The following is a 24,957-nucleotide window of genomic DNA, read 5'->3' as shown; positions in this document are numbered from 1 at the left end:
TGTCATGCTCGACTCCGACATCATGTGGGGGCCACACTGTAGCGAGGCTGCCGCCGACGGCCGCCGATGAACGAGGAGGACTTCGTGCGGGGACCGAAACAACGGCTCGGCTTCGCGTATCGATGCGTGGCGAACATCGTCCGACCGATCCTCTTGCTGATCACTCGTCAGAAATGGGCGGGCGAGCACCGGTTGCCGCCCGTCGGCGGCGGGGTCGTCGTCGTCGCCAATCACATCTCGCATCTTGACCCCTTCACGCTCGCGCATTTCCTCTGGGACAACGGCCGAGCCACACGTTTCTTAGCCAAGGAAGGGCTGTTCCGTATTCCGGTGATAGGAAGAATCATCGCCAGCTGCGGGCAGATCCCGGTGTACCGGGAGAGCCGGGATGCAGCCAGGGCGTACCGGGACGCGGTCAAGGCTGTGCGGGAAGGCGAATGTGTCGTCATCTATCCGGAGGGAACCATCAGCCGTGATCCCCATCTGTGGCCGATGACCGGCAAGACTGGCGCTGCCAGGGTCGCGCTGGAGACGGGGTGCAAGGTCCTGCCCGTGGCACAGTGGGGGGTGCAAAGCATCCTTCCGCCCTACTCGAAGCGCCTGAGGCTGGTTCCACGCAAGCTCGTTGAGGTCCGGATGGGTGAGCCTGTCTCGCTGGACGATCTGCGGGGTCGCCCGGTAACGACGGAGATCATGCGCGAGGCCACCGACCGGATCATGGCGGCCATCACCGCTGAGCTCGAGATCGCCCGGGGGGAGACTGCACCTCAGCAACGTTTCAATCCGCGTTCGGCCGGAGTTCCCGCGCTCGGCGACCCGAGTATCGACGAGCCGGCGTCCGGCGATGCGGGGGCTGCGGAGCCGGAGGCCGGAATGCCGGTGCCCGGCGATCCGACGCCCGATGTCCGAGCCGAGGACGACGTCCGCGACGAGGACGCTGGATCGGCGGAGCCGCGGGACACGTCGTCGTCCGAATCCGGCGAGGAGGCTCGCTGATGGCCGTCCACGACGGTTCATTCCGTGCGGCCGTTTTCGGCGCCGGCTCGTGGGGAACGGCGTTCGCGCTGGTACTCGCCGATGCCGGGGCCGACGTCGTGCTGTGGGCACGACGTCAGGAACTGTGCGACGCGATCAACCAGGAGCACGTCAACGCCGATTACCTGCCCGGCATAGTCCTTCCTGACCAGGTGCGCGCCACGCACGATGCGGAAGAGGCCGCGGCCGGCGCGGATCTCGTGGTGCTGGCCGTGCCGTCGCAGTGTCTGCGGGCGAACCTCGCCGGCTGGTCGGCGTTCCTTCCCCCGGCCGCGATCCTGGTCAGCTTGATGAAGGGAATCGAGCTCGGCACAGCCAAGCGGATGAGCGAGGTGATCGGCGAGGTCACCGGTTCGGGGCCGGAGCGGATCAGCGTGGTGTCCGGTCCCAATCTGGCTCGCGAGATCGCGGGCCGGCAACCGGCAGCCAGCGTGGTCGCCGCGCACACCGAAGAGCTGGCGCAGCGTGTTCAGGCGATGTGCCACACACCGCACTTCCGCCCGTACACGAACACCGACGTGCTCGGAACCGAAATGGGCGGTGCGGTGAAGAACGTCATCGCCCTGGCTGTCGGCATCGCGGTGGGGCTCGGCTTCGGTGACAACGCGCGGGCGAGTGTGATCACCCGGGGGCTGGCCGAGACGGCGAGGCTCGGCCAGGCACTTGGCGCGGACCCGTACACGTTCTCCGGGCTGGCCGGCCTCGGTGACCTCGTGGCTACCTGCTCGTCGCCGTTGTCCCGCAACCGGACGTTCGGCGAACGGCTAGGAGAGGGGATGAGCGTCGGCGAGGCGGCCGCGATCTCCAGGCAGGTGGCCGAAGGCGTCAAATCCTGCGAGTCGATCCTCGACCTGGCCGGGCGAGCCGGGGTCGACATGCCGATCGTGGAGCACGTGGCCCGGATGGTGCGCGGCGACTTCACGCCCCAGGACATGCTTCGCTCGCTGCTCTCGCGCTCAGCCAAACCTGAACGGCACGGGCACTGAGCGTGCGGGCGGCTCTGCGATAGGGTCGGTCGTCGTGAACGAAACGCCACCACGCCGGGTACGGGTCGCCGTCGTTTTCGGAGGACGCAGCTCCGAGCACACGATCTCGTGCGTCACCGCCGGCGGGGTGCTTTCGGCGATGGATCCCGAGCGGTACGACGTTATTCCGGTCGGCATCACGCGGCAAGGCCGCTGGGTGCTCTCCGACAGCAAGCCCGACCAGCTGGCCATTGCCGACGGCAAGCTACCCGAGGTAGCCGACGACGGCGGCACTGTCATCCTGCCGCTGGGTGACAAGGAAGCCGGCCGACCCGGCTCGGAGCTGGTCATCCAATCACCGGGAGACGTCCCGCGAGAACTGGGCGCCGTCGACGTCGTCTTTCCTCTGTTGCACGGCCCCTATGGCGAAGACGGCACTATCCAGGGTCTGCTGGAGCTGGCCGGAGTGCGGTACGTGGGTTCCGGCGTGCTGGCCTCCGCGGTCGGTATGGACAAGCATGTGATGAAGGTCCTGCTGGCCGGGGCAGGTCTCCCCGTGGCGAAGCATGTCCTCGTGGAGCCGGGGCCGTGGGAGCCACAGCGCGAGCGGGTGTCTCGCCTGGTGGCGGAGCTGGGCTGGCCGGTGTTCGCGAAACCGGCCCGAGCGGGGTCAAGCATGGGCGTGGCCAAGGTGGAAGGCCCGGGAGATCTGGAAGCAGCCGTGCTGGCCGCCCGTGAACATGATCCGAAGGTGATCGTCGAAGAGGCCGTCATCGGCCGGGAGATCGAGTGCGGTGTCCTCGACGGTGTCGATGGCGGCGAGCCGGAGGCCAGCGTACTCGGGGAAATCCAATTCGATTCGAGCCACGCGTTCTACGACTTCCAGGCGAAGTACCTGCCCGAGGGTGATGTGCGGCTCGCCATCCCGGCGGATGTCCCGGACGGCACGGCGGACGAGATGCGCCGGATGGCCGTCGCCGCGTTCCGGGCGCTGGCTTGCGAGAGCCTGGCCCGTGTCGACTTCTTTCTCCGCGCGGACGGCGGCGTCGTCGTCAACGAGGTGAACACCATGCCGGGGTTCACGTCCACGTCGATGTTCCCGATGCTGTGGGCGGAAACCGGCCTGGACTATCCCGCTCTGGTGGACCGCATGATCACCACGGCCCTGAACCGGCCGCTGGGACTGCGCTGATCCGTGAAGGTGGCCTGCGCCGCCCCGTGGATCAGATGACGAAGGTGGCCTGCGCTGCGGGGTTGCGCATCTGATCTCTTCCTCGACGAGTAAGTGACCAGGCGGTCAACGAAGGGCGCGCTCTGGAATGTTGGCCGCGATGGCCGGGGTGATGTCATGCAGGATGAACCCCTCGGGGGCGTAGTCGTCGGGGATCGCGATTTCGACGAGCACCTGCCGGTCCGTGGCGGTGAAGAAGGTACCACCACGGCCCGGCTCGGCGAACCAGCCGATGCCGTCGATGTCCAGGAGCTGTGCGTCTAGCTGATAGCCGGCGGGCATCCCGACACCGCACCGGAGCACGATCGGGGGTTGCCCCCACGCGGCGGCGGGCGAGGCGTCAGGCTCGATATCACGGCGCACGGCGTCGCCGACGACGTCGGGCAGGTCATTCAGCACGGCGGCGCAGGTGTCGGCTGCGGCGGGATCATGATCGTAGGGTTCGACCGTGACGGCCCCGAAGCCGCAGGAGGCGAGGGAGAACGCGACGGCGGCGATCAGAGATGAACGACGGGGCACGTCAATGTTCGGGTGATGCCGTCGACGCCCTGGACCCGTGCGACCACGAGCTTGCCAAGGTCGTCGACGTTGTCGGCTTCCGCACGCACGATGACATCGTAGGGTCCGGTCACGTCCTCCGCGAGCGTGACCCCCTCGATCTCCGAGATCTGGCGGGCAACGTCGGCCGCCTTGCCGACCTCGGTCTGGATCAGGATGTACGCCTGTACCACCACGAGTTGGCCTCCAGCACTTGTCGAGTACGCGCCGGCCATCGGCCGACGCGGTTCCATCCGGGATGATGGGCTGTGCGCCAACCTACCTTCTGTCGCGACCAAAGAGGAGCGAACGTGCCCGACAGTGTTGCCGATATGGGGGAATTCGCCTTGATCGACGCGGTCACCGCTCGATTTCCGCAGGGACGCCCGGTACTGCTCGGCCCGGGCGACGACGCCGCCGTGCTGGCAGTCCCGGACGGACGCGTCGTGGTCACCACTGACATGCTCGTTGAAGGACGGCATTTCCGGCGGGACTGGTCCGGCCCGCGCGATGTGGGCCGCAAGGCCGCTGCACAGAATCTGTCCGACGTCGCGGCGATGGGTGCCCGTCCCACGGCCATCACGGTCTCATTGGCGGCGCCGGCCGACCTGGACACGGGCTGGGCACTCGAATTCGCCGACGGCCTGCGGGAAGAATGCGACCGGGTCGGAGCGTCGGTGATCGGCGGTGACATGGTCGGAGCCGAGATGGTGGTCGTCTCGGTCACCGCTCTGGGTGACCTCGAAGGGCGCCAGGCCGTGCTGCGCGCCGGCGCCCGGAACGGTGACGTGGTGGCGGTCTGTGGCCGGCTGGGCTGGGCCGAGGCGGGCCTGAAAGTACTCAGCAGGGGTTTCCGTTCACCACGAGCGCTCGTCGAGGCGCACCGCTGTCCGGACGTGCCCTACGACGCTGGCCCGGAGGCCGCCGACATGGGTGCCACCGCCATGTGCGACGTCAGCGACGGGCTGCTCGCCGACGTGGGGCACATCGCCGAGCGCAGCGGGGTTCGCGTCGATATCCGCTTGTCGGAGCTCGGGGTCGACGAGCCGGTGCGAGAGATCGCGGGTGTGCTGGGCGCTGACCCGGTCGCTTGGGTGCTTACCGGCGGCGACGACAACGCCTTGGTGGCGACGTTCCCGGCCGAGACGGCATTGCCCGAGCGGTGGCGGGTGATCGGCCGGGTCGAGGCGGGTTCGGGGGTACTCGTGGACGGCGAACCCTACGCTGGGCCGTCGGGCCACACCCATTTCTCGTAGCCCTCGACCGCATGCCAGGGGTTGTGGTCGTGATTCGGCCCGAAATCGGCGGGAATCGCGACCCTAACCCATGCCAGGGGTTGTGGCGGTGAGGTGGTCAGGAGTCGTGGAACAGGGCGCTGACGGATTCGCCGTTGTGGATGCGCCTGATCGCCTCGGCGAACTGGGACGCCACTGACAGCACCTGCAGTTTCGGATGATGCTCGGTCTCCGGAATGGGGACGGTGTTGGTGGAGACGATCTCGTGGACGTCCTCGAGCTCGCCGAGCCGTTCCACCGCCTTGTCGGTGAACAGGCCGTGTGTGCAGGCGATCCGGATCGACTTCACGCCCTGCTCACGCAGCCGGCTGATCAGCTCGATCACCGTGCTGCCCTTGGCGATCTCGTCATCAAGGACAATGATGTCGCGCCCGGCGACGTCGCCGATGATCGCACTGATGGCGACTCGGTCGTCGGCGAAACGCTGTTTGGCGCCGGCTGCCACGGGCACGCCCAGCAGCCGGGCGAAGGCGGACGCGGGCTTGGCGTTGCCGAGGTCGGGGGAGACCACCACCGTGTTCGACAGGTCGCCGTCGCGGAAGTGGCCGGCCAGTTCCCGCAGCGCGTGCAGCTGGTCGACGGGCACGCTGAAGAACCCGTGCACCTGCGGCGAATGCAACGTCATCGCCAGCACCCGGTCTGCGCCGGCCGTGACCATCAGGTCGGCGACCAGCCGGCCTCCGATGGAGATGCGTGGCGCGTCCTTCTTGTCCGAGCGCGCGTACGCGTAGTGGGGCATGACCACGGTGGTCCGGGCCGCCGAGGCACCGCGTGCCGCGTCGAGCATCAGCAGTAGTTCGACCAGGTTCTCCTGCACCGGCGGAACGATCGGCTGGATGATGAAGACGTCGTGCTCGCGGCAGTTGGCCTGGAGCTGAACCTCCATGCAGTCATTGGCGAAACGCTGAACCCGCACCGGCGAGAGCCGCACGCCGAGGTGGGAGCAGATCTCCGCGGCGAGATCCGGGTGGGCGCTTCCGCTGAAGACGGCGATGCTTCGCATGAATGGGTGTCAACTCTCCGGCGACGTCGCGACCTACAGCTCGAAATCATGTCACACCCCACGCGTCGTCGGCCCCGCGCACCTGGCATAGCGGGCGGGCCGGGGGAGGGGCGGAAGTGGGCCGGGTGCGGTGACCGGGCGAGCGGCGACGGCGGCGGCGGTAGGGCACGCACGCGCGGCCGGTACCGTGTTGCCGTGCGACACAACGACGTCACGGGCGAACCGAACGTGCCGGTCGGCAGCGGCGGTGAGGAACGCGTTGTTTTCAGGGCTGCCGTCGCCGACGACGTCCCCGGAATCGTGGCGATGCTCGCCGACGACGAGCTGGGAGCCGCCAGGGAAGCGGTCGACAGCCTGGACCTCTACGCCGGCGTGTTCAAGGAGATCGACGCCGACCCGCGGCAGCTGCTGATCGTGGCGGAACGCGGCGGTGTGCTGGTGGGCACGCTGCAGTTGACGCTGATCCCCGGGCTTTCCCGCCGGGCGGCCACCCGGGCCCTGATCGAGGCGGTGCGGGTCCACTCGTCGGCGCGTGGTTCAGGACTAGGGAGCCAGCTGATCAGGCACGCAATAGAAGAAGCGCGGCGCCGCGGCGCCGCGCTCGTTCAGTTGACTACCGATGCGCGCCGGACCAACGCGCACCGGTTTTACGAGAAACTCGGGTTCGAGGCGACCCACATCGGATTCAAGCAGATGCTGTGAGCCAGCCCGCGGTGCTGGAGGAGATCAGCGAACGACCTTGCCGGCCTTGATGCACGAGGTGCAGGCGTTGACCTTCTTGGGGGTCCCGCCGACGACGGTCCGCACCGTCTGGATGTTGGGGTTCCAACGGCGCGGGGTCCGGCGGTGCGAGTGCGAGATCTTGTTGCCGAAGCCCGGGCCTTTGCCGCAGACGTCGCAATTGGCAGCCACGGGTTACTCCTACGGATGTGAAGTGTCAGGAACGATGGACGTGCCCCGCACGACGACGACCGCCGCGACTCAGGCAACCGCTCTAGGGTACCGGTTGACGGGCGCAAACCCAAACCAACACCCCCGAGCCCACGCCCGATGGTAGCCGATGCCTCGGCGAGCCTCGAGGTGGTCGTTCCGAGACGGACCGGCCGCCAGGTTCGGTACGCTCCACCGACAGGACCAGCCGTGAGATCGCCGAGGAGGAGGTGGGTGTGAAGCAGCAGGTCCCGGATGCCGACATCGTTCGCCGCTGGTGCCGTGCCGGCCTCGACGGCCTGGCGCTGGCGCGCGAGGAGATCGATGCCCTCAACGTCTATCCGGTACCGGACGGCGACACCGGAACCAACCTCTATCTCACGATGGAATCGGCGATGGCCGCGGCCGACGCGTGCGCTCCGGACGCCGGCTCCGGCGCGGTGGTGGAGGCGATGGCCCGCGGTGCCCTGCTCGGTGCCCGGGGCAACTCCGGGATCATCGTGGCCCAGATGCTGCGTGCGGTGGCGGAGGTGTTCGGGCGTCCAGGCACCATACTCGAGGACGGCCGGGCGCTGGCGGATGCGCTGAACCAGGCCGCCGACGCCGCCTATGCGGCGGTGCACGAGCCGGTGGAGGGCACGATCCTCTCGGTGGCCCGCGCCGCCGCGGCCGGTGCACAGTGGCATCTCGAGGTTGAACCGGCAGGGCTGCCCGGCGTAGCGCTGGCGGCTGCCCGGGCCGGGCGGCAGGCTCTGGCGAAGACCCCGGAACAGCTCGCAGTGCTGCGCGAGGCGGGCGTGGTGGATGCGGGTGGCCGGGGACTGACCGTGCTGCTGGATGCCTTCGACACTGTCCTGACCGGCCGGCGGGAGCTTCCCGAACCCCGCCGCGTCGGTGAGCACCACGTTCCGGTGCCGGCGACGCGCAGGGTGGTCCGGCTTCCCGACGTGGCCGAACCGGGAGGTCCGTCCGGCGACGACACGTCCGCCACGAGGCCCGCGTCACACGAGCGCGAGCTGCCCGGCCCCGGCGCGCCCGGCCCCGCCTACGAGGTGATGTATCTGCTGGACGCTCCTGACGAGCGGATACCCGGTCTGCGGGAGACCCTCGCCGCCCTGGGTGACTCACTCGTCGTCGTTGGCGGCGACGGCGAGTGGAACGTTCATGTGCACGTAGACGACGCCGGCGCGGCGATCGAAGCGGGTATCGAAGCCGGCCGCCCGCATCGGATCGGCATCACGTACCTCCTTGCCCTGCCAGCCGACCCGCCGGCTGGCCTCGGGGGAGGGCGAGTGATCGTGGCGTTCGCGGCGGGCCCCGGGCTGGCCGCGCTGTTCGCCTCAGCCGGTGCCGTCGTCGCCTCCACGCCTGTCGGTCACCGGCCGTCGACGGCGGAGATGCTTGCCGCGGTGGGCGACGAGCCGGCGGGCGAGGTGGTGCTGCTGCCGAACGAGCGCGACGCGGTGCCGGTCGCCGAGGCGGCCGCGGCGGAGTTGCGCACGGCGGGACGCCGGGTAGCGGTCCTGCCGACCATCACCCAGGTGCAGGGCCTGGCGGCCATGGCGGTGCACGAGCCGGGCCGAAGCTTCGACGCGGATGTCGTGGCGATGACGACGGCTGCCGCGCATGCCCGGCACGGCGCGGTGACCGTCGCGTCGCGCGAAGCGGTGACGATGGCCGGCATCTGCCAGCCGGGCGACGTCCTCGGCGTGGTCGAAGGCGATTTCGCGGTGATCGGGTCGGACCTTCTCGCCGTGGCGATCGAGGTGGTCCGCCGCATGCTCTCCGCGGGAGGGGAGCTCGTCACGGTGGTCACGGGCGCCGGCGCGGATCCGGCGCTGGCAGCAGGCGTGCGGGAGTGGGTCCGCGGCGAGCATCCGGAAGCGGATACGGTCGTCTATGAGGGCGGGCAGCCTCGCTATCCGTTGCTACTGGGAGTGGAGTAGAAGATGCGGGCAGGTGTCGCACGAGCCACAGGCGCGCGGTGATGGTCGAGCTTCACTGGGATCTCGACGTCGCTGTCGGTGACAAGACGGCCAAGGCGCTGGCCAAGGAGCTGAAGCTGCGCACGGTGGAGGATCTGCTTCGCTTCTATCCGCGGCGCTACATCGAGCGGGGAGAGCTCACCGAACTCAGCTCGCTGCATGAGGACGAGCAGGTCACGGTCCTCGCCATGGTGAAAGAGGTGCGCAAGCGCACCATGCGCAACCGGCGGGGATCCATCGTCGAGGCGGTGGTCACGGACGGGACCGGTGAGCTGCACCTGACGTTCTTCAACCAGCCGTGGCACGAGGAGAAGCTGCGTCCTCAACGGATCGGCCTGTTCGCAGGGAAGGTCGGCAGCTTCCGCGGCGTCCGGCAACTGGCTCATCCCGAGTACAAGCTGTTCGACGACGACAGCTCGGACATTCACACGGCGGCCGAGAAGTACGCCGAGGCGATCATTCCCGTCTACCCGGCGACCAAGCGTCTCGCGTCGTGGCGGATCGAGAAGTGCATCAGCGTTCTTCTCGACCAGCTGCCGGACATCGCGGATCCCATCCCGCACGAGATACTGCGCGCCCGCCGGCTTCCCGCTCTGGCGGAGACGTTCCACGCCGTACACCGCCCGGCGGACATGCGCCGGGCTATGCAGGCCAGAGAGCGGTTGCGCTACGAGGAGGCGTTCGTCCTCCAGGCGGAACTGGCGCGGCGCCGCGCGTCGACGGCGGCGCTGCCCGCCCAGCCCCGCGTCGCCACACCCGGCGGCGTGCTCGAGGCGCTCGACGCGCAGCTGCCGTTCGAGCTCACCGAGGGTCAGCGCCGGATCGGTGCGGTCATCGCCGAAGACCTGGCTCGCGACCATCCCATGCACCGGCTCCTGCAGGGTGAGGTCGGCGCGGGCAAGACCGTCGTCGCACTGCGGGCGATGCTCTCGGTGGTTGACTCCGGTGGGCAGGCGGCGCTGCTGGCACCAACCGAGGTGCTGGCACAGCAACATCACCGGTCCTTGATGGAGCTTCTCGGGCCGCTGGCGCAACGCGGCATGCTGGGCGGGCTGGACATCGGTACGCGCGTGGCGCTCGTCACCGGGTCGATGCCCGCGGCGGCACGCCGGGAAGCCCTGCTCGACATCGGCGTCGGCGATGCGGGGATCGTCGTGGGCACGCATGCCCTGCTCGAGGAGCGGGTGCAGTTCTTCGACCTCGGCATGGTCGTCATCGACGAGCAGCACCGCTTCGGGGTGGAGCAGCGAGCCGCGCTGACGGCGAAGAGCCGCAACGGCACCAGGCCGCACGTTCTGGTGATGACGGCCACTCCCATTCCGCGCACGGTCGCGATGACGGTCTTCGGTGACCTGGAGATCTCCACGCTGTCCGAGATTCCGGCCGGCCGGGCCGACGTCGTGACGCACGTCGTGCCCGTGCGGGACAAGCCGCATTTCCTGGACCGGGCCTGGGAGCGGGTGCGGGAGGAGGCCGAAGCCGGTCACGGGGTCTACATCGTCTGCCCACGGATCGGCGACGAGTTCGACGACGCCTCGGCCATGGGGGTGGCAGACGGCGACGACATGGACGCACCGGATCCGGACGTCGACGGGCCCGGCGCCGTGGGCACGCCCGGGTCCACCGCCGGGCCGGCAGGTGGCCCCGCCGGCGAGCGCCGCCGCCCCGCCGCACTACTCGAGCTCGCGGAGATACTGCGCTCGGGGCCGCTCGCCGGGGTGGAGACCGAGATCCTGCACGGCCGGCTGGGCCCGGAAGCCAAGGAGGCGGCGATGCGGCGCTTCTCCAGTGGAAAGGCACCGGTGCTCATGGCTACCACGGTGGTGGAGGTCGGTGTCGACGTGGCGACGGCGGCCATGATGGTGATCGTCGACGCCGACCGGTTCGGCGTGTCTCAACTGCATCAGCTTCGCGGGCGCATCGGGCGTGGGTCCATCCCGGGGGTATGTCTGCTGGTCACCGAGGCGGAGCCGGGCTCGCCGGCGCGCAGCCGCCTGGACGCGGTGGCGGCCACCAGGGACGGATTCGAGCTGGCCCGGGTGGACCTGGAGCATCGTCGCGAGGGTGACGTCCTCGGAGCGGCCCAGTCCGGGCGCCGCTCGAGCCTGAAGTTCCTGCGGGTGATCCGTGACGAGGACGTGATTCGCGACGCTCGGGAGGACGCCGGGAAGGTCGTGTCAGGCGACCCTGAGCTTCGCGAGCATCCCGAACTGGCGAAGGCGATCGCCGCTGCCCTCGCCGCCCAGGACGAGGACTACATCGACAAGGGCTGACCAGCGCACGCCCGTGATCATCGACGATTGATCGTGCCATGAGGCGGTCGATCGTCAATGATCATGGGGATGGAGGGGAGAGAGCTGTGACGAGGGTCGTGGCCGGAGCGGCACGCGGGCGACGGTTGAAGGTGCCGCCGGGAACGACGACGAGGCCCACGGCGGACAGGGTGCGCGAGGCGATGTTCTCCTCGCTGGAGTCCCTGCTCGGCGGCTTCAGTGGCATCCGGGTGTTGGATCTGTACGCCGGCAGCGGCGCCCTCGGTCTGGAGGCGCTGTCCCGGGGTGCGGCGAAGGTCACACTGGTCGAGTCCGACGCCCGCGCGGTCCGGGTGGTCCGCGCCAATGTGGCCGCCGTGGGCTTGCCTGGTGCGGTGGTCGTGCACGACCGCGCCGAGCGTGCAGCACCCGGTACTGACGTCTATGACCTGGTCGTGGCCGATCCTCCGTACAGTGTGGCTTCTGCCGACGTCAGTGCGATCCTGGCCGGCCTCGCCGGCAGGTCCCTCGCTCCGGGGGCCGTCGTCGTCGTCGAACGGGACCGCCGAAGCGAGCCGCTGCGCTGGCCAGAAGGGGTGAGTGGGTTGCGCGAACGCAGATATGGCGAGACGGTGCTCTGGTACGGTCGCGCGGCCGGAACGTCATGAGGTCACGGGACCGCGTGCTCACAGGTGATCGAGAGCTTCGGAGGTACGGTTGCGGCGCTGCGTCTGCCCCGGGTCGTTCGACCCGGTGACCCATGGCCACCTGGACGTCATCGAGCGCGCCGCCGGGCTGTTCGACGAGGTCGTCGTCGCCGTGCTCGTGAACGTGTCGAAGAAGGGACTGTTCGGTCTCGACGAGCGGATCGGCATCCTCGAGGATGTCTGCTCCGGGTTCCCCAACGTGCGGATCGAGAGCTTTCAAGGCCTCCTGGTGGACTTCGCGCGCCAGCACGAGATCCCCGTGGTGGTCAGGGGTCTGCGCGCCATAACGGACTTCGACTACGAGCTGTCCATGGCCCAGATGAACCACCGGCTGACCGGGCTGGAGACGTTCTTCGTCGCCACCAACCCCGAGTACTCCTATCTCTCCTCGAGCCTGGTCAAGGAGGTCGCCTCGCACGGTGGCGACGTCACCGGACTCGTGCCGCCGCCCGTGCAGGAGCGGCTCAGCAGACTTTTCGGAGACGGCGCGACTCCGACCCGGTAACGTGATCTACAGGCCTCTTCCTCAGCGCCGAGTCGAGCACGACGCCGGGAAGGGGAGGCCAGGCTTCAACCGGTCCGGAGGGTGCTGGGCCGCGAAGTAGGGGGAGACACGTGGAGATTCACAAGAAGCTGGATCAGTTGGCGGACTTGGTCGGTTCGGCCAGGACCATGCCGATGTCGTCGTCGGCGATCGTGAACAAGACCGACGTCCTGGACCTCATCGAGCAAGTGCGCGAGATGCTGCCGGAGAGCCTGTCGGCGGCGGACACCGTGATCACCCAGCGCGAGGAACTGCTGGAGGAGGCCCGGGCACACGCTTCGAAGATCATCGCTGATGCGCGGGCGGAGCAGGCACGCCTGGTCGGAGACCACACTGTGCTGGTCGAGGCCCGGCGGGAGCGCGGGCGCACATTGGAGCAGACCCAGCGCGAGCTCGAGGCGATGCGCGGGGCGCTCGACGATCACGTCGACGCGAAGCTCGCCCACGTGGAGGTGGTCGCCGAGAGGATCGTCAGCACCGTGCGGGAGGGCCGTGAACAGCTGCGCAGAGTCGGCCCGTACGAAGAGCTGGCGGCGGCGAGGGCCGAGGGTGCCGGGTTCGATGACGACCCGGACATCGGCGATCTGGCGGAACTCGGCGAGGCGGACAGCGACAACGCGGGCGGCGAGAAGACCGGACAAGGCTGAAGTTGGCGCATCGGGGTCGGTCTAGTACCCTGGTGGACGGCCTCCCGACGAGGCTGAGATCGGTCTGCCCGCACTGTAGTACGAGAGTTGATTGCCCTGAGCGCCCTCGATCCGCGCGCACCGTTCGTGCTCGATATTCACGAGCTCGGACGGCGGCCTGGAACGATGCGCAAGGTCAGTCGTGATGTGCGGGCACCGGCCGGGATCGGCCTTGAAGGAGTGGTCGGGGTGCCCGAAGCGGCCGAGGTCGAGTTGCGTCTGCGGCTCGAAGCGGTCATGGAGGGTGTGCTCGTCACCGGCACCGCACAGGCGCCGGTGACCGGAGAGTGCGCGCGGTGCCTGGATCCGATCGAGGACGAGATCACGGTCGACCTCCAGGAGCTGTACGCGTATTCGCCGGACGAGGACGATCCTGAGGCCGAGGCCGATCTGTACGTCGTCGACGACTTGATCGACCTCGAGCAGCCGGTTCGCGACGCGGTGGTGCTGGCACTGCCGCTGGCTCCGGTCTGCAGGGAAGACTGTCCGGGTCTGTGCTCCGATTGCGGGGCGCGGCTCGCGGACGACCCTTCTCACGAACATGACACGACCGATCCACGGTGGGCGGCTCTGGCCGAGCTGCTCGCCGAACAGACGAACGAGTCCGGCTCCTCGGGGGCCGGCCCGACGGAGGAGAAATAGCCGTGGCCGTCCCCAAGCGCAAGATGTCCCGCAGCAACACCCGCCACCGCCGCTCGCAGTGGAAGGCGAAGGTTCCGCAGATCCAGCGGCGCACCGTGAACGGTCGCACCACGTGGGTCGTGGCCCATCGCGCGCACGTCGTCGAGGACTCGCAGGGCACTGAGCTGTTCCGCGAGTACAACGGGCGTCAGGTGGGCGACGCCTGATCGGCAACCACCATGACGGCTGAGCCGAAGGCACTCTCCGAGCTCGAAGCCCGCCTAGGCTTGCCGGTCGACGCGAGTCTGCTGGAGCAGGCACTCACCCACCGCTCGTACGCCTACGAGCACGGCGGCCTACCCACCAACGAACGGCTCGAGTTCCTCGGGGACTCCGTGCTGGGCCTGGTGGTGACCGACGACCTCTACCGGCGCCATCCCGACCTGTCCGAAGGGCAGCTCGCCAAGCTGCGCGCCGCGGTGGTCAACATGCGCGCCCTGGCGGGTGTCGGACGTTCCCTGCACCTGGGGGAGTTCCTCCGCCTAGGCAGGGGCGAAGAGACCACCGGGGGCAGGGACAAGGCGTCGATCCTCGCCGACACTGTTGAGGCGCTCATCGGCGCCGTCTACGTCGACCGGGGCATGGCCGACGCCACAGCGCTTGTGCACCGGCTCGTCGACGACCTGATCGACGTCTCGGCCACCCTGGGCGCCGGCCTGGACTGGAAGACCTCGCTGCAGGAGTTCACTTCTCGCCAGTCACTCGGGGTTCCTGAGTACCAGGTGACGGAGGAGGGCCCGGACCACGAGAAGATCTTCACCGCGCACGTGCTCCTCGGTGGCGTCGTGCACGGTACGGGCCAGGGCCGCAGCAAGAAGGAAGCCGAGGCGAACGCCGCGGAGCTCGCGTGGAGCACGCTGAACACGCAGGCCGGGGAGGCCTTGGACAACGCGTCGTCCGACCGTGCCTGAGCTGCCGGAGGTCGAGGTTGTCCGGCGTGGCCTGGAAGCGCACGTCGTGGGGCGGCGTATCTCGCGGGTCGAGGTCCTTCATCCGCGAGCGGTGCGCCGGCACGTCGCCGGTCCGGACGAGTTCGCCAGTTCCCTTGCAGGCGCTCTGGTCGTCTCGGTGCGCCGACGCGGCAAGTATGTATGGCTCGCGCTGGACGATCCGGCCGTGACGCCAGGCCCACCGGCCGACGGCGCGATTCCTGCCGCCGCTGTACCCCAGCGAGCCGTCCTCGGGCACCTCGGCATGAGCGGGCAGTTGCTGATGCAGCCTGCGACGATACCGGACGGCCCTCATCTGCGGGTCCGCTTCGTCTTCGATGACGACGGCCCGCAGCTGCGTTTCGTGGACCAGCGCACCTTCGGCGGGCTCGCCGTACACCCCGTTGATGAGGCCGGGGTGCCGATCGAGATCGCGCACATCGCGCTGGATCCATTGGAGGCGGCGTTCCGGGTCGAGGTGTTCGCGCGTGCCCTGCGCCGGCGTCGTACGGGCGTGAAACGTGCATTGCTGGATCAGTCGCTCATCTCCGGCGTCGGCAACATCTACGCCGACGAGGCGCTCTGGCGAGCCCGCCTGCATTACGCGCGCCCCACCGAGACCTTGCGCTCCGCCGAGATCGCCGAGCTGATCGGCGCGGTTCAGGCGGTGATGCAGGCGGCGCTCGCCGAAGGTGGCACCTCGTTCGACAGCCTTTACGTGAACGTCAACGGCGAGAGCGGCTACTTCGACCGTTCGCTGCAGGTCTACGGCCGCGAGGGGCAGGAGTGCCGCCGTTGTGGAGCGCAGATCCGCCGCGATCCGTTCATGAACCGCTCGTCGTTCACGTGTCCGCGGTGCCAGCCCCGCCCGCGCCGTGCTCGCTGGTGACGGCCACTCGCCGAGTCGCCGCCGGACTGGTGCGGCAGTGGCCAGGGTTGAGTCTCCCTGTGTCTACTGTCGCCTTGACCGGGGGTGGGGCCGGATGAGATGCTAGAAGTGTTGCAGCGGAGTCGTATGCCTATTGTGCTGTTTCCAGCCAGGCATCGGTCGCGCAGCGGTCATGAATCATACTTGAGAATTGAGCCTGTGGAGGGCACCAGCGATGGCAAAGGCGCTGTTGGGACATGTGGGGGGCCCGGATCCGCGGCTCGTCACTGAGGTACAGAGGCTTCGCCGCCGTATCACCGACCTCGAGGCCGAGGTAGGCAGGCTCCAGGCGGCGAACGCCGACCTGGCCCAGGCCGACCTCGATCACGAGAGGCTGGTCCTCGACGATTCCACGGTCCGCGAACCCGCACTGACCTGACTCACCAGGCGGCCGGTGGCCGCCGACTCAGCAGGGCTCATCTGAGGCCTTGCTGGCAGCACCCGACTGCCGCTGCTCACTGAGTGGCGGCACAGGGTGGCTCTCCCGAATACCGAGAATCACACACCGAGCTACTCGTTCTCGCGAATCCAGATCCGGTGTCGTGTGCCGGCATCCTGGCGGGCTGTCCAACGCCGGGCTAGGCGGCTTCTGCCCGCCTGTTCTGGTGGTTTCGACGCCGACACGTGCCGACATGGGCGAACGCGGCCGATATGCCGGCGCCGGCGGATTCCAGGTTGTAGTCTGACCACCATCTTCCGATGGCAACTCTGGCAGGCTGTTCACCCGTGGGTACGCGCAAGAGATCGGCTCCGGCCCACCGGCCGGGCGCAGGGCAGAAGGCGTGCCCCGGGTCGCCGTCGGATGTGCGCGTCGCCCATGAAACTGCTCGTGCGGGGGCACGACCTGGCAGGCACACGCCAGGTAGGAGGAGAGTAGTCCGGTGCATTTGAAGAGCTTGACGCTGCGGGGGTTCAAGTCCTTCGCCTCGTCCACCACGCTGCATCTGGAGCCTGGGATCACCTGCGTCGTCGGGCCTAACGGCTCGGGCAAGTCCAACGTCGTGGATGCGCTTGCGTGGGTCATGGGCGAGCAGGGTGCGAAGAGCCTGCGCGGCGGCAAGATGGAGGACGTGATCTTCGCCGGCACGTCCGGGCGCCCCGCCCTGGGCCGGGCCGAGGTGGTGCTCACCATCGACAACGCCGACGGCGCGCTCCCCATCGAGTACTCCGAGGTGACGATCTCGCGGACGATGTTCCGCAACGGCGGATCGGAGTACTCCATCAACGGCCAGGGCTGCCGGCTGCTCGACGTTCAGGAACTGTTGTCGGACTCGGGCATCGGCCGCGAGATGCATGTGATCGTCGGACAGGGACAGCTCGACGGCGTGCTCGCCGCCACGCCCGAGGGCCGCCGGGGTTTCATCGAGGAGGCCGCCGGTGTCCTCAAGCACCGCAAACGCAAAGAGAAGGCGCTGCGCAAGCTGGAGGCCATGCAGGCGAATCTGACCCGTCTGCAGGACCTCACCTCCGAACTGCGCCGCCAGCTGGGTCCGCTCGGCAGGCAGGCCGAGCTCGCCCGGCGAGCCGTCACCATCCAGGCCGACCTGCGTGACGCGCGGCTGAGGCTGCTCGCGGACGATCTGGTGCAGGCCCGGGCCAACCTGGAGCAAGAGGTCGCCGACGAGACCGCACTCAAGACCCGGCAGGCCGAGCTGACCCAGGCGCTGGATCGGGCTCGTGCCGCGGAGGCCAGGCTGGAAGCCGAGGTCAGGGAGGCCGCGCCGTTGCTCGCCCGGGCTCAAGAGTCGTGGTTCGGACTGTCCGGCCTGCGGGAGCGCGTTCGTGGCACGGCGTCGCTCGCCGCCGAACGCGCCAGGCACCTCGCGGCAGCCGACGACACCGTGCCCACCGGGCGCAACCCGGACGAACTCGAGGCAGAGGCTGTCGCTGTCCGAGAGCAGGAGGGCGAGCTCGCCGAGCAGATCGACCTCGCCCGGGACACTCTGGATACCGCGATCGCGGAGCGGGAACAGGCCGAGGACGCCGCGGAGGCGGAGGAGGCCAGACTGGCGGCGCTCGTCCGCGCCGCCGCGGATCGTCGCGAGGGCGTGGCCCGCTTGTCCGGTCAGCTGGAGGGGCTGCGGCGGCGGGTCGCGGACTCGGAAGCCGAGCTGACCAGGGCCACGGCCGCCCGCGAGGCTGCAATCACCCGAGCCGCGGAGGCCGAGCGGGAGTTCACCGCGTTGGAGACCACCATCGCCGGGCTGTCGGTGGGTGAGGAGGGTCTTGACGCCGAACACGAGCGTGCGGCTTCCGCCTTGGAGGCCGCGGAGGAAGCGCTGGCGTCCTTGCAGGAGCAGGAGCGCGCGGCGGAGCGCGAGCGGGCCACCCTGGCGGCCCGCAAGGAAGCCTTGGAGATCGGCCTGTCCCGCAAGGACGGCGCGGCCGCGCTGCTGGCGGCATCGGACCGGGTCTCGGGCGTCCTCGGATCGGTTGCGGCGCTGCTCACGGTGGAGCCTGGCTGGGAGGCCACCGTCGCTACCGCACTGGGTTCGGCCGCGGACTCGGTGGCGGTGGAGTCCGTCGACGGCGCGGTGAGCGCCTTGCGGCTCCTGCGCGAGGAAGACCTCGGCCGGGCAGGCATGCTGGTGGGTGGAGCGCCCTATGACGACCCCGGCGGTTGGACCTCTCTGCCGTCGGGCATGCGGTACGTCGTGGACGTGGTGAACGCTCCTGCCGAGCTGCGTCCGGCGCTGAGCAGCCTTCTGCGAGGCATGGTGGCGGTCGAGGACCTTGCCGCCGCGCGGGCGTTGGTGGCCGAGTACCCCGAGCTGTGCGCGGTGACCCGTGACGGAGATCTGCTCGGCCGCGGCCGGGCATACGGGGGCTCGTCGAGCGCACCGAGCTTGCTCGAGGTTCAGGCGGCCGTCGATGAAGCGGCTGACCAGCTGGCCGAGGCCACCGGCCGGGCCGAGCGGTTGCGTCGCGAGATGGCGGTCGCTGTGCGCCGGCGGGACGAGGCCGCGGCGACGGAGGCGGCGGCGTTGAGCAAGCTGCACGAGTCCGACGCCGAGCTGTCCGCCGTCGCGGAACAACTCGCCCGGCTGGGCCACGCCGCCCGGACCGCGCACGAGGAAGCCGAGCGGATGGCCGCGGCGGTCAGCGAGGCCGAGGAGGCGCGGGAACGCGACCTGACCGGGCTGGAAGCGCTGGAGGAACGGCTCGCCGCGGCGGAGGATGCCGGCGACGACGACCCCGAGCCGTCCACCGCGGAACGGGACCGGCTCACAGAGCTGGTCCGTCTCGCGCGGCAGCGTGAGACCGAGGCGAGGCTGTCGCTGCGCACGGGGGAGGAGCGGGTACGGGCTCTGGCTGGGCGTGCGGAAAGCCTGGAGCGCTCGGCGCGGGAGGAGCGGCAGAACAGGGCCCGGGCACAGGCGCTGGCGATGCGGCGCGCCCGCGGCGCAGAGATCGCTCGGGCGGTAGCCCACGGAGCTGAAACCCTGCTGGAACGGCTCGAAGTATCGCTGGAGATCGCGGACGCCGAGAGGGCCTCCGCCGAGCAGGCGCGCGCCGAACGTGACACGGCTTTGGCCGCGGAGCGGGAACGCAGCCGCACCGTCGCTTCGGAACTGGAAGAGGTGACGTCCTCGGTCCACCGCGACGAGCTGGCCCGGGCCGAGCACCGGATGCGGGTGGAGGCGCTGGAGACGAAGGCGCTGGAAGAGCTCGGCGTCGAGCCGGACACGCTGGTGGACGAGTACGGGCCGCACCTGGAGGTGCCGGTACTGGATCCGCCGGAACCACAAGAGTCGTCGTCGCCGGCCGAGGACGAGCCCGCCACTCAGAGGCGTGTTCCCTACGTCCGGGAGGAGCAGGAGAAGAGGCTGCGTAAGGCCGAGCGTGACCTCGCCAGGCTCGGCAAGGTCAACCCGCTGGCGCTGGAGGAGTACTCGGCGCTGGAAGAGCGGCACGCGTTCCTGGCCGAGCAGCTCGAAGACCTCAAGCGCACCCGCAAGGACCTCCTGGACATCGTCAAGGAGGTCGACGATCGTGTCCAGGAAGTCTTCACCAGCGCATTCGAGGACACCGCCCGGGAGTTCGCCCAGGTGTTCTCGCGCCTGTTCCCAGGCGGCGAGGGGAGGCTGGTCCTGACCGAGCCGGACGACATGCTTACCACGGGGATCGAGGTCGAAGCACGGCCACCGGGAAAGAAGGTGAAGCGGCTGTCACTGCTCTCCGGGGGCGAGCGCTCCCTGGTGGCGGTGGCGTTCCTGGTGGCACTGTTCAAGGCCCGCCCCAGCCCGTTCTACATCCTCGACGAGGTCGAGGCCGCGCTCGACGACACCAATCTGGGCCGGTTGCTGGCGATCTACGAGGAGCTGCGGGAACGCAGCCAGCTGATCGTCATCACCCATCAGAAGCGGACCATGGAGATCGCCGACGCGTTGTACGGGGTGTCGATGCGCGGCGACGGCGTCACCGCGGTCATCAGTCAGCGCATCCGCGAGTCGGAACCCGCCTGACCGCACCACCCCGCCCGAACCCCGAATGATCATGTAAACCATGTTTTCTCGTGCTTCACCACGGCTGCAGCCCTGGTGAAGCACGAGAAAACATGGTTTACATGATCATTCGGATGGAGGTCAGTGCGGGGGCGGGGCGGTGCTGCCGCGCAGGCGCAGGGTCGGAGTCGAGTAGAGGTGCGCTGCCGGCTCCTCACCCTCCAGGAGCCCGAATAATTGGCGGGCGACGAACCCACCCAAGCCGACGTTGTCCTGGCTCATGGCGGACAGCGGTGGATTGGTGATCTCACACAGGGGTGAGTCGTCCCAGCCGAGGAGGGTGATGTCGTGAGGAACCCGCAGACCGGACTGAGCCGCTACGCTGAGCCCGGCCACGGCCATCACGTCGTTGTCGTAGACGATTGCGGTCGGCCGCGGAGAGTCGTTGAGCAGCGCCCGGGTGGCACGCGCGCCGTCCTCGCCGGAGAAGTCGGTGTGCAGTGTCCGGGCGGTCAGGCCGGCGTCGGCGATCGCCCGGTCGAATGCGGTGTCGCGTACCTTGACGTGCCCGATGGGCGTGAATCCGGCCACCCGGGCGATCCGCCGGTGTCCAAGGTCGACCAAGTACCGGACCGCGTGCGACATCGCGGAGGAGTAGTCCACCCATACGCTGGTCAGAGGCCCGGTCATCGAAGGGTCACCGACCAGGATCGCCGGCATTCCCAGTTCGGTGAGCAGCGGTATCCGCGAATCGTCGACGCGCAGATTGAGCGCCACGATGCCGTCGACGCGCCGGGTGGCCCACCAGTGCTTGTACGTCGCGGCCTCCTTCTCGAGATTGGGAACGACTTGAAGAAGGAGCGCGTACTGCCGTTCGCCGAGGGCGGCTTCGAGGCCGGCGAGGAAGTCCATGTAGAACTGCTCGACACTCAGTGCTCGTGCCGGGCGGTGGAAGACCAGCCCGAACGTCTCGGTCTTCGCTCCGGACAGCATCCGCGCGGCGGTGTTCGGGGCCCATCCCAGGGAGTCGGCGACCTTCACGATCTTGGCTCGGGTCGTCTCCGACACGCCGGGCCGGCCATTCAGCGCGTAGGACACGGCGCTGCTGGAGACCCCCGCCAGCCTGGCGATCTCGCTGATGGTGACGTGTGGCACTCGTGAGCCCACTTTCCTGCCGGTGATGCGGTGCGGCGACATGTCGAGGGATCCGGGCCAGGGCGCGCGAACCCGTGATCGATAAGCCGACGCCGCTACACATGATGTCTGATTGAGCGCTTAAGTTATCTCAGAATGTCACCTCTTACAACCTCCAGTTACCAGCATTTAGTTGAGAATATTTGACTCTTGACAACTGAACCGCTTCAGCTACAGTTTCTCGCCAAGCGCGTTAACGCGTGGTTTCGGCGGGGCTCGGTCGCTGGGCTCGCCGGGCCGGTCCAGTAGGCGAGCGACAGGAAGGGGTCGCGGTCGTGGCGACGAAGTGGCGGACAAAGCCCCAGGTGGCAAGCTCGTGAGTGCCATCGGGGAACTCGGCCGGCTGAAGGGAAGGCGTCCCGCACCCGGCAGGCGTGAGAACCGGGCCGCGTACGCGTTCCTGACGCCGTGGCTGCTGGGCTTGTTCGGCATCACGCTGATTCCGATGGCCGCCGCGTTCTGGCTGTCCTTCACCGACTACAACCTCCTCCAGGCGCCCGGGTGGATCGGTCTCGACAACTTCGCGAGGATGCTCGGCGACGCCCGCCTGCACAACTCCCTGCGGGTGACCTTCACCTACGTCCTGGTCTCGGTGCCGCTGCAGCTCGCGCTGGCACTGGCGCTCGCCCTGATGCTGGACCGCGGAGTTCGAGGGCTCGCCCTCTACCGCTCGGTGTTCTACCTGCCGTCCCTCCTGGGGAGCAGCGTGGCCATCGCGGTGCTGTGGAGGCAGATCTTCGGCGCAGACGGATTGGTCAACCACGTCCTGGGGTTTCTCGGCGGAGAAGGCCGGAGCTGGATCGCGGATCCGGAATCGGCACTCTGGACGCTGGTGACATTGAACGTCTGGACGTTCGGCGCCCCGATGGTCATCTTCCTGGCCGGCCTGCGGCAGATCCCGCAGATGTATTACGAGGCCGCGGCGGTGGACGGCGCCGGGACAATGCGCCGGTTGGTTCGGATCACGCTGCCGCTGCTGACGCCGATCATCTTCTTCAACCTGGTGCTGCAGATCATCCACGCGTTCCAGGCGTTCACGCAGGCGTTCATCGTATCCGGCGGGACCGGCGGGCCCGCGGACTCCACCATGTTCTACACGCTCTATCTCTACGACCGCGGCTTCGGGAACTTCGACATGGGCTACGCCTCGGCCATGGCGTGGTTCCTGCTGCTGATCATCGCCGCCTTCACCGCCGTCAACTTCCTCGCCGCGAAGCATTGGGTGTTCTATGGTGACTGACGTCGCGGCCGGCCGACGCCCGGCCGACCCTCAACCGACAACCACGCGCCGGCCCCTCGAACCACGGCCGCGGGCGCGGCGCGCCCGAGTGCGGTCCATGGGCAAACACACGGCCCTGGTGGTCGCCGGCGTGCTGATGCTCTATCCGGTGCTGTGGATGGTGATCAGTTCACTGCGGCCGAGCAACGAGATCTTCCGCGCTCCCGGTCTGTTCCTCGACGGTCTGGAGCTGGATAACTACGCCGTCGGCTGGAATGCGTTGTCACAGCCCTTCGGCCACTACCTGCTGAACTCCGCCGTGGTGGTGTTCGGCTGCATTCTCGGCAACCTGGTCTCGTGCTCCATGGCGGCGTACGCGTTCGCGCGGCTGGAGTTCCGCGGCAAGCGCACGCTGTTCGCCATCATGCTGCTGACGATCATGCTTCCGATCCACGTGGTCATCGTCCCGCAATACATCATGTTCTCCGAGCTTGGCTGGGTGAACACGTTCTGGCCGCTGATCATGCCCAAGCTGCTGGCCACTGACGCCTTCTTCGTGTTCTTGATGGTTCAGTTCATCCGGGGGATACCGACCGAACTCGATGAGGCGGCCCGGATCGACGGGTGCGGGCATGCGCGCATCTTCGCCCGGGTGATCCTGCCACTGATGGTGCCCGCACTGGCCGCAACCGCGATCTTCACGTTCATCTGGACCTGGAACGACTTCTTCAGCCAGCTGATCTACCTGACCGACCCTGACATGTACACGGTGCCGGTGGCGTTGCGGGCATTCGTCGACGCCACGTCCACCACCTCGTGGGGGTCGATGTTCGCCATGTCCGTGGTATCCCTGCTGCCAGTCTTCTTCGCTTTTCTCGTCGGCCAGCGGTTCCTCGTCCGAGGTATCGCCACCACCGGCGGCAAGTGAGCACCGGCTCCCCATTCACCCATCCCCAGACGCCCGAACGAGCTGTGCGCTCGTCAGCTGAAAGGAAGACCGATGAGCACGTTCATCAGCAACCACAACGACGGCGGGCCCGTCGCCCCCGATAGGACTCGGCGGCTCGGCGCGCGTACCGGGATCCGGGCTGCAGCCCTTCCCGCCGTGCTGGCATTGGCGCTGGCCGCGTGCGGCGGCTCCGGCGACGACGAGTCCGACCGCACCAGCGAGGGCTCCGGGGGCGACTCCGGCAGCCAGGAACAGGTGGACCTCCGGTTCACCTGGTGGGGATCGGACACCCGGCACCAGATCACCCAGGAGGTGATCGACGCCTTCGAGGCTGAGTACCCGCACATCAGCGTCCAGGGCGAGTTCGGCGAGTGGTCCGGCTACTGGGACAAGCTGGCGACGACGGTGGCGGCGAACGACGCGCCGGACATCATCCAGATGGACGAGATGTATCTGCGCGAGTACGCGGGCCGGGGCGCACTACTCGACCTGCACACGCTCGATGGCGTGGACATCTCCGCGTTCGAGGAGGCGACGGTCGCGACCGGCGAGTTCGATGGTGGCCTGTACGGACTGTCGTCGGGCGTGAACTCGTTCGCCATCCTCGCCAACCCCTCGATCTTCACCGACGCGGGGCTCGACCTCCCCGACGACGAGACCTGGACCTGGGAAGAGTTCAAGGAGCTCTCGGTCCAGATCACCGAGAACACCGACGACGGCGTGTGGGGATCCCAGTCGTTCGGGAATGAGCAGGCGGCCTTCACCACGTGGGCACGCCAGCACGGTGAGTCTCTGTTCACCGCGGACGGCGAGGTGGGCTTCTCCGAAGCGACGCTGATGTCGTTCTTCGAGCACATGACCGACCTGCGCGACGCCGGGGCGGTGCCGCCCGCATCGGTCACAGCGGAGGAGAACTCAGCCGGCCTGGACCAGGGCGTGACGGCGACCAACCGGGTCGCGATGGGGTTCATGTGGAGCAATCAGCTCTTCGCCGCCTCGGAGGCCTCCGGTCATGAGCTGGTCCTCCTTCGGATGCCGAGTCAGACCGGCCAGGCGAGCGACAACGGCGCCTATTACAAGTCGTCGATGTTCTGGTCCGTCTCTTCCCGCACGGAACACCCGGAGGAGGCTGGCCTCTTCGTCGACTTCCTCGCCAACCACGCCGGTGACATCCTTCTCGCTGAGCGGGGCGTGCCGCCGAACACGGAGGTCAGGACGGAGGTGGCGGATCAGTTCAATCCCGCAGAGGCGGCTGCGGCGACCTTCATCCAGGACATCGGCGACGAGATCGCCGAGGCTCCGGCTCCGCCGCCGGTGGGTGGCGCGTCGGTGCAGGAGATCTTCCAGCGCCACTGTGCCGAGGTGCTCTTCGACCGGATGAGCCCCGAGGACGCCGCGAGCTCGCTGAGCTCCGAGATCAGTTCCGCAGTCAGCAGGTAGCC

Annotated in this window: 24 protein-coding genes; 19 read left to right on the top strand and 5 right to left on the bottom strand. The window is 68.5% G+C overall.

The features are described from left to right. The first annotated feature begins 84 nt into the window (after positions 1-84). From G1H11_RS17000 to G1H11_RS16990, 3 genes are read left to right on the top strand one after another with little or no spacing between them, the layout of a single operon-like run. Entirely contained in the window at positions 85-996 is a 912-nt protein-coding gene (locus tag G1H11_RS17000) for a lysophospholipid acyltransferase family protein (RefSeq protein WP_216843846.1), read from the top strand. Further along, complete coding sequence (locus G1H11_RS16995) at positions 996-2,021, top strand: NAD(P)H-dependent glycerol-3-phosphate dehydrogenase (protein WP_163819791.1); 1,026 nt, start codon at positions 996-998, stop codon at positions 2,019-2,021. The genes G1H11_RS17000 and G1H11_RS16995 overlap by 1 nt, the downstream gene beginning before the upstream one ends. 34 nt (positions 2,022-2,055) lie before the next feature. Beyond that, positions 2,056-3,192, top strand: a complete 1,137-nt coding sequence (locus tag G1H11_RS16990) for a D-alanine--D-alanine ligase (protein WP_163819790.1) — start codon at positions 2,056-2,058, stop codon at positions 3,190-3,192. 105 nt (positions 3,193-3,297) lie between these two features. On the opposite strand, the gene G1H11_RS16985 is transcribed toward G1H11_RS16990, so the two are convergent. Both G1H11_RS16985 and G1H11_RS16980 read right to left on the bottom strand, forming a co-directional pair. Continuing rightward, a complete protein-coding gene (locus G1H11_RS16985; RefSeq protein WP_163819789.1) occupies positions 3,298-3,750 on the bottom strand; it encodes a DUF3515 family protein in 453 nt (150 codons plus the stop codon). Then, the gene (locus G1H11_RS16980) at positions 3,729-3,962 is read right to left on the bottom strand and encodes an Lrp/AsnC family transcriptional regulator (RefSeq protein WP_343074879.1); all 234 of its coding nucleotides are present in this window, start codon (positions 3,960-3,962) and stop codon (positions 3,729-3,731) included. The genes G1H11_RS16985 and G1H11_RS16980 overlap by 22 nt, the downstream gene beginning before the upstream one ends. A gap of 117 nt (positions 3,963-4,079) precedes the next feature. On the opposite strand from G1H11_RS16980, the gene G1H11_RS16975 reads away from it, so the two are divergent. After that, positions 4,080-5,024 (top strand): thiamine-phosphate kinase, encoded by a 945-nt coding sequence (locus G1H11_RS16975; protein WP_163819788.1) that lies wholly within the window; start codon positions 4,080-4,082, stop codon positions 5,022-5,024. A 97-nt stretch (positions 5,025-5,121) separates the two neighbouring features. Here G1H11_RS16975 and G1H11_RS16970 read toward each other — a convergent pair whose 3' ends face one another. Next, entirely contained in the window at positions 5,122-6,066 is a 945-nt protein-coding gene (locus G1H11_RS16970; RefSeq protein WP_163819787.1) for a ribose-phosphate diphosphokinase, read from the bottom strand. 306 nt (positions 6,067-6,372) lie between these two features. Between G1H11_RS16970 and G1H11_RS16965 the strand changes: the two genes are divergently transcribed. Then, a complete protein-coding gene (locus tag G1H11_RS16965; RefSeq protein ID WP_163819921.1) occupies positions 6,373-6,768 on the top strand; it encodes a GNAT family N-acetyltransferase in 396 nt (131 codons plus the stop codon). A 24-nt stretch (positions 6,769-6,792) separates the two neighbouring features. Here G1H11_RS16965 and rpmB read toward each other — a convergent pair whose 3' ends face one another. Beyond that, complete coding sequence (gene rpmB, locus G1H11_RS16960) at positions 6,793-6,978, bottom strand: 50S ribosomal protein L28 (RefSeq protein WP_163819786.1); 186 nt, start codon at positions 6,976-6,978, stop codon at positions 6,793-6,795. A gap of 254 nt (positions 6,979-7,232) precedes the next feature. On the opposite strand from rpmB, the gene G1H11_RS16955 reads away from it, so the two are divergent. The 11 genes from G1H11_RS16955 to smc all read left to right on the top strand — a co-directional run bounded on the left by G1H11_RS16955 (position 7,233) and on the right by smc (position 20,174). Then, entirely contained in the window at positions 7,233-8,942 is a 1,710-nt protein-coding gene (locus tag G1H11_RS16955) for a DAK2 domain-containing protein (RefSeq protein WP_216843844.1), read from the top strand. Positions 8,943-8,983: 41 nt separating this feature from the next. Next, positions 8,984-11,254: an ATP-dependent DNA helicase RecG gene (recG, locus tag G1H11_RS16950; RefSeq protein WP_163819784.1), complete on the top strand. Its 2,271-nt coding sequence runs from the start codon at positions 8,984-8,986 to the stop codon at positions 11,252-11,254. Positions 11,255-11,340: 86 nt separating this feature from the next. Further along, a complete protein-coding gene (gene rsmD, locus G1H11_RS16945) occupies positions 11,341-11,901 on the top strand; it encodes a 16S rRNA (guanine(966)-N(2))-methyltransferase RsmD (RefSeq protein ID WP_163819783.1) in 561 nt (186 codons plus the stop codon). A gap of 49 nt (positions 11,902-11,950) precedes the next feature. Continuing rightward, a complete protein-coding gene (gene coaD / locus G1H11_RS16940) occupies positions 11,951-12,445 on the top strand; it encodes a pantetheine-phosphate adenylyltransferase (protein ID WP_163819782.1) in 495 nt (164 codons plus the stop codon). A 110-nt stretch (positions 12,446-12,555) separates the two neighbouring features. Continuing rightward, positions 12,556-13,131 (top strand): F0F1 ATP synthase subunit B family protein, encoded by a 576-nt coding sequence (locus tag G1H11_RS16935; protein WP_163819781.1) that lies wholly within the window; start codon positions 12,556-12,558, stop codon positions 13,129-13,131. 90 nt (positions 13,132-13,221) lie between these two features. Next, entirely contained in the window at positions 13,222-13,812 is a 591-nt protein-coding gene (locus G1H11_RS16930; RefSeq protein WP_163819920.1) for a YceD family protein, read from the top strand. A 2-nt stretch (positions 13,813-13,814) separates the two neighbouring features. Next, positions 13,815-14,018 carry a 50S ribosomal protein L32 gene (rpmF, locus tag G1H11_RS16925; RefSeq protein WP_163819780.1) on the top strand — a complete coding sequence of 68 codons (204 nt, stop codon included), beginning with the start codon at positions 13,815-13,817 and terminating at the stop codon, positions 14,016-14,018. 12 nt (positions 14,019-14,030) lie between these two features. Beyond that, positions 14,031-14,762 carry a ribonuclease III gene (gene rnc, locus G1H11_RS16920; RefSeq protein ID WP_163819779.1) on the top strand — a complete coding sequence of 244 codons (732 nt, stop codon included), beginning with the start codon at positions 14,031-14,033 and terminating at the stop codon, positions 14,760-14,762. Beyond that, positions 14,755-15,669, top strand: a complete 915-nt coding sequence (gene mutM / locus G1H11_RS16915) for a bifunctional DNA-formamidopyrimidine glycosylase/DNA-(apurinic or apyrimidinic site) lyase (protein ID WP_163819778.1) — start codon at positions 14,755-14,757, stop codon at positions 15,667-15,669. Before rnc ends, mutM begins: the two co-directional genes overlap by 8 nt. Positions 15,670-15,883: 214 nt before the next feature. Next, on the top strand, positions 15,884-16,087 hold the full coding sequence (locus G1H11_RS16910; protein WP_163819777.1) for a hypothetical protein: 204 nt from the start codon (positions 15,884-15,886) through the stop codon (positions 16,085-16,087). 502 nt (positions 16,088-16,589) lie between these two features. Next, positions 16,590-20,174, top strand: a complete 3,585-nt coding sequence (gene smc / locus G1H11_RS16905) for a chromosome segregation protein SMC (protein WP_163819776.1) — start codon at positions 16,590-16,592, stop codon at positions 20,172-20,174. Between the two features lie 120 nt (positions 20,175-20,294). On the opposite strand, the gene G1H11_RS16900 is transcribed toward smc, so the two are convergent. After that, the gene (locus tag G1H11_RS16900; protein ID WP_163819775.1) at positions 20,295-21,308 is read right to left on the bottom strand and encodes a substrate-binding domain-containing protein; all 1,014 of its coding nucleotides are present in this window, start codon (positions 21,306-21,308) and stop codon (positions 20,295-20,297) included. Between the two features lie 355 nt (positions 21,309-21,663). On the opposite strand from G1H11_RS16900, the gene G1H11_RS16895 reads away from it, so the two are divergent. From G1H11_RS16895 to G1H11_RS16885, 3 genes are all read left to right on the top strand, one after another. Continuing rightward, a complete protein-coding gene (locus tag G1H11_RS16895; protein ID WP_163819774.1) occupies positions 21,664-22,587 on the top strand; it encodes an ABC transporter permease subunit in 924 nt (307 codons plus the stop codon). Beyond that, complete coding sequence (locus G1H11_RS16890; RefSeq protein ID WP_163819773.1) at positions 22,577-23,494, top strand: ABC transporter permease subunit; 918 nt, start codon at positions 22,577-22,579, stop codon at positions 23,492-23,494. Before G1H11_RS16895 ends, G1H11_RS16890 begins: the two co-directional genes overlap by 11 nt. Before the next feature lie 72 nt (positions 23,495-23,566). After that, positions 23,567-24,955, top strand: coding sequence for an ABC transporter substrate-binding protein (locus tag G1H11_RS16885; protein WP_163819772.1), 1,389 nt, complete (start codon positions 23,567-23,569; stop codon positions 24,953-24,955). Positions 24,956-24,957 lie beyond the last annotated feature (2 nt).

This window comes from Phytoactinopolyspora alkaliphila, assembly GCF_010550695.1.
GTDB classification, from domain to species: Bacteria; Actinomycetota; Actinomycetes; order Jiangellales; family Jiangellaceae; genus Phytoactinopolyspora; species Phytoactinopolyspora alkaliphila.
The sequence above is the reverse complement of the archived record's forward strand: the minus strand, read 5'-3'. Positions and strand labels throughout refer to the sequence as shown.